The 3,516-nt window shown below is 73.4% G+C and carries 2 protein-coding genes; one reads left to right on the forward strand and one right to left on the reverse strand.

Annotated features, from left to right (window positions below; all coding sequences use genetic code 11):
- Positions 1-275: 275 nt before the first annotated feature.
- Positions 276-1,754 carry a PP2C family protein-serine/threonine phosphatase gene (locus CCN56_RS37195; protein ID WP_086832130.1) on the forward strand — a complete coding sequence of 493 codons (1,479 nt, stop codon included), beginning with the start codon at positions 276-278 and terminating at the stop codon, positions 1,752-1,754.
- 212 nt (positions 1,755-1,966) lie between these two features.
- Here CCN56_RS37195 and CCN56_RS37200 read toward each other — a convergent pair whose 3' ends face one another.
- Positions 1,967-3,457: a hypothetical protein gene (locus tag CCN56_RS37200; protein WP_086832131.1), complete on the reverse strand. Its 1,491-nt coding sequence runs from the start codon at positions 3,455-3,457 to the stop codon at positions 1,967-1,969.
- Positions 3,458-3,516: the final 59 nt, after the last annotated feature.

The raw sequence follows: 3,516 nt of genomic DNA on the forward strand, positions 1-3,516 counted from the left end.
GGCGGCCGCGAGCCCCGGCCCCCTGGTCGTCTGCCTCGCGGGCCAGCTCCACCTCGACCGCCGCCAGCAACTGCCCCATCTCGCGCTCGCCCGCACCACCCCAGCACCGTAACGGGTCGCGCCCTGTCCGATAATCGCCGGGCCTTTGACATATGCCAGAAGCACCACCGGATCGAGTGTTGCCAAATCCCTTACGGGCCGTCCCGGGCTGTGCAACAGTCGTCTACGGGCCACCTTCCACACCTGGCCGCGCCGCGCCTGTATCGGAGTACGACATGCCGTCCCATCTGTTCGCGGACCGCCCCGCCCAGCCGCCGGAGCCGGGCGCGGTGGACGCGCTGATCTCACAGACCCGCCGCCTGCGCGGCGAGGTGGACGCCGTCCGCCGGGACGCCGTGGCGGACGAGGACGATCCCCAGCAGCGCTGGCAGCGCGCCCTGTGCGATCTCGCGGTGCACCAACTCGACGATCTGGGCGCCCACTTGGGTCAGCTCCGGGCAGGAGTCCCGGCGAGCACCGCCCCCGAGGACGGGGCCGGGGACATCGAGGTCGCCGTCGACACCGCGCGCGCGATCGCCCCCGGCACGGCGTACGGCGCGGCCGCCCCGCCCCGGACCGGCTCGCTGCTCTCCCGGGTCGGCTCCGCCGAGTGGAACCTGCTCACCGACGAGGTCAGCTGGTCCGAGGAGCTGTTCCAGATCTTCGGACGGCCCCGCGAGAGCGGGGCGATGTCGCTCGACGAGATGCCCACGATGGTCTTCGCCGAGGACCAGCCCGTCCTCCAGGGGATGGTGACGGACTGTCTGATCGACGGGAAACCGATCGACGGCGAGTTCCGGATCGTACGGACGGACGGCCGGGTGCGCACGGTGCACATGACCGGCGAGCCCGTGCTCGACGCCGACGGCTGCACCGCCTCCATGTGGGCCGTCCTCCGGGACGTCAGCGAACTGCGGCGCAGCGAGCGGGCGGTCCGCGAGAGCCGGGACAGCCTGGAGCGCAGCCGCCACATGGAGCGCACCGAGCGGCGGGTCGCCGTCGAGCTGCAGGAGGCGGTCCTCCCGCCCTGGCGCGGCTCGCTCCGCTTCGCCCACGACGGGCCCGCCCCGCTCGACGTGGCCGCGCACTATCTCCCGGCCGCCAGCACCGGCCTGATCGGCGGCGACTGGTACGACGCGCTCGCGCTGCCCGGCGGGGACGCGCTGCTGACCGTCGGCGACCTGACGGGCCACGGGGTCGCCGCGACCTCCTCCATGGCCATGCTCCTCGGAGCGCTGCGCGGCATGGCCGTCGCCGGTATCCGCCCCGCCGCGCTGATGGGCCACCTCAACCAGCTCCTGGAGACCTCCGTACAGCCCGCGCTCGGCAGCGCGATGTGCTGCAGGTACGACCCGGTGGCCCAGACCCTGGTCTGGGCGCAGGCCGGCCACCCCGCCCCGCTGCTCTTCCGCAACGGGACGGGGCACGCGCTCCGGCGGCCCGAGGGCGTCCTGCTCGGGGCGACGGCCGGCGGTGCCTACGGCGAGGCCGAGACCCGACTGCTCCCGGGTGACCTGCTCGTCCTGCACACCGACGGGCTGACCCGGGGCAGTGGCTGGGACGACGACACGGGCACGCGACGGCTGCTCGCCCTCGGCCCCCGGCTCGCGGAGGCGCGGGACGCGCAGGACGGCGTGCGCGCGGTGGTGGAGGAGTTCGGCGAGGAGGCACGCGAGGACGACGCCTGCGTGATGGTGGTCCGGGTCACCGGCTGAAAACGCCCCGGGCACGCCTTTGAGACGAGCCCGGCGTCCCACGCCGATGCCCCCGGTGGCACCCCTGAGCCAGACCGGAGCCGGCCCGGGTCACCGCCGGACCGTCCTCGCCCGCCGCACGTCGGACTCGGCCTCACCCGCTCCACGCGGGAGCCGGCCCGACCCGGTGACGAGACCTTCCTGAGCCTTCCCGTCCCGCAGGACGGGAAGGCTCAGGCCTGTCCGGTCCTGGGGCGGTTGACGGGGGACCTGGGGAGGGCCAGCTCGATCTCCTCGCGCAGGTTCTCGATCCTCGAGTAGCCCGCGTACTGGCCGGTGAGCCGGTACATCTCCCGCAGCCGGTCCCAGGTCCGGTGGGACGAGGTGTCCCCCATGGACATGAGGGCGAGCCGGGCGTACCGGTCGGCCTGCTCCGGATCGTCGGCGATGAAGCAGGCCGAGGCGAGCGAGATGTGGTCGAAGAGCTTCGACCGCTCGTGCCCGCCGCGCCGCAGTTCGAGCGCCAGCTTGGCGTGGCGCTGCGCGGGGACCGCCGCCGCCGGGTCGTGCTCGGCGAGGGTGCGGTAGGCGAGGGCCTGCATGCCGTGCATGTCGGCCTCGTCGAAGTTCTGCATCCAGCTCGGCTTCTCGTCCTGCCGGTCGGACACGAACAGCTCCTCGGCCTCGCCGAGGGTGCGGCGCATCGCCTGGCCCCGGCCCATGGAGGCCTGCGCCCAGGCCTCGATGGTGTGGAACATGGCCTGGGTGCGGGGCAGCACCCGCTCGCCCGAGCCCGCCTTGGCGAGCTTCATCAGGTCGAGGGCGTCGTCGGGGCGGCCCAGGTGCACCATCTGGCGGGCGGCCCGGGACAGCGCCTCGCCGGCCCGGGGCCGGTCGCCGCCCTCGCGCGCCGCGTGGGCGGCGATGACGAAGTACTTCTGCGCCGTCGGTTCGAGACCGACGTCGTGGGACATCCAGCCCGCGAGGACCGCCAGGTTGGCGGCGACGCCCCACAGGCGCCGCTGGAGGTGGTCGGCGTGGCGGTAGGCGAGCATGCCGCCCACCTCGTTGAGCTGGCCCACGACCGCCTTGCGCTGGAGACCGCCACCCCGGGAGGCGTCCCAGGCACGGAACACCTCCACCGAGTGTTCCAGGGCCTCGATCTCCTCCGACCCGATGGGGGCGGCCTCGTAGCGGTCGAACCCGGCGGGGTCGGCGTGGAGGGGATCGGTGGCCCGCGGGGCGGTGCCCTGGCGTGCGGGGTCGGTCTGCAGCCAGTCGTGCATGGCGTTGCTGAGTACGGAGCCGGCGGCAAGCGCAGCACCCGCGCCCACCAGGCCGCGTCGGTTGAGCATGAGGTCCATTCCCGTGAATTCGGTGAGGACCGCCGCCGTACGATCGGGTGCCCAGGGCAGCCCGTCAGGGTTCTCCGTCTTCCTGACGTCCTGCTTCTTTCCGGCGCGCCCGCGTCGTACGAACCCGAGGTCCTCGATGGTCACGACACGGCCGAGTCGCTCGGTGAACAGTGCTGCCAGCACCCGGGGGACGGGATCGCGCGGGGTCTCGCCCCGGTCGATCCACCGCCGCACCCGCGAGGTGTCCGTCGCCAGCTGGGGGTGGCCCATGGCCGCCGCCTGCCGGTTGACCAGTCTCGCGAGTTCGCCCTTGGACCAGCCGGCCAGGCCGAACAGGTCTGCCAGGCGGGTGTTGGTTTGCTCGGTCACGTCTAAGCCCCCAGGTTCTCGGCTGAGTTGACAGTAACCCCCTGTCATAGGCCTGGCGA

The organism is Streptomyces sp. NRRL B-24572, assembly GCF_002156145.1.
In the GTDB taxonomy this organism is placed as follows: domain Bacteria; phylum Actinomycetota; class Actinomycetes; order Streptomycetales; family Streptomycetaceae; genus Streptomyces; species Streptomyces vietnamensis.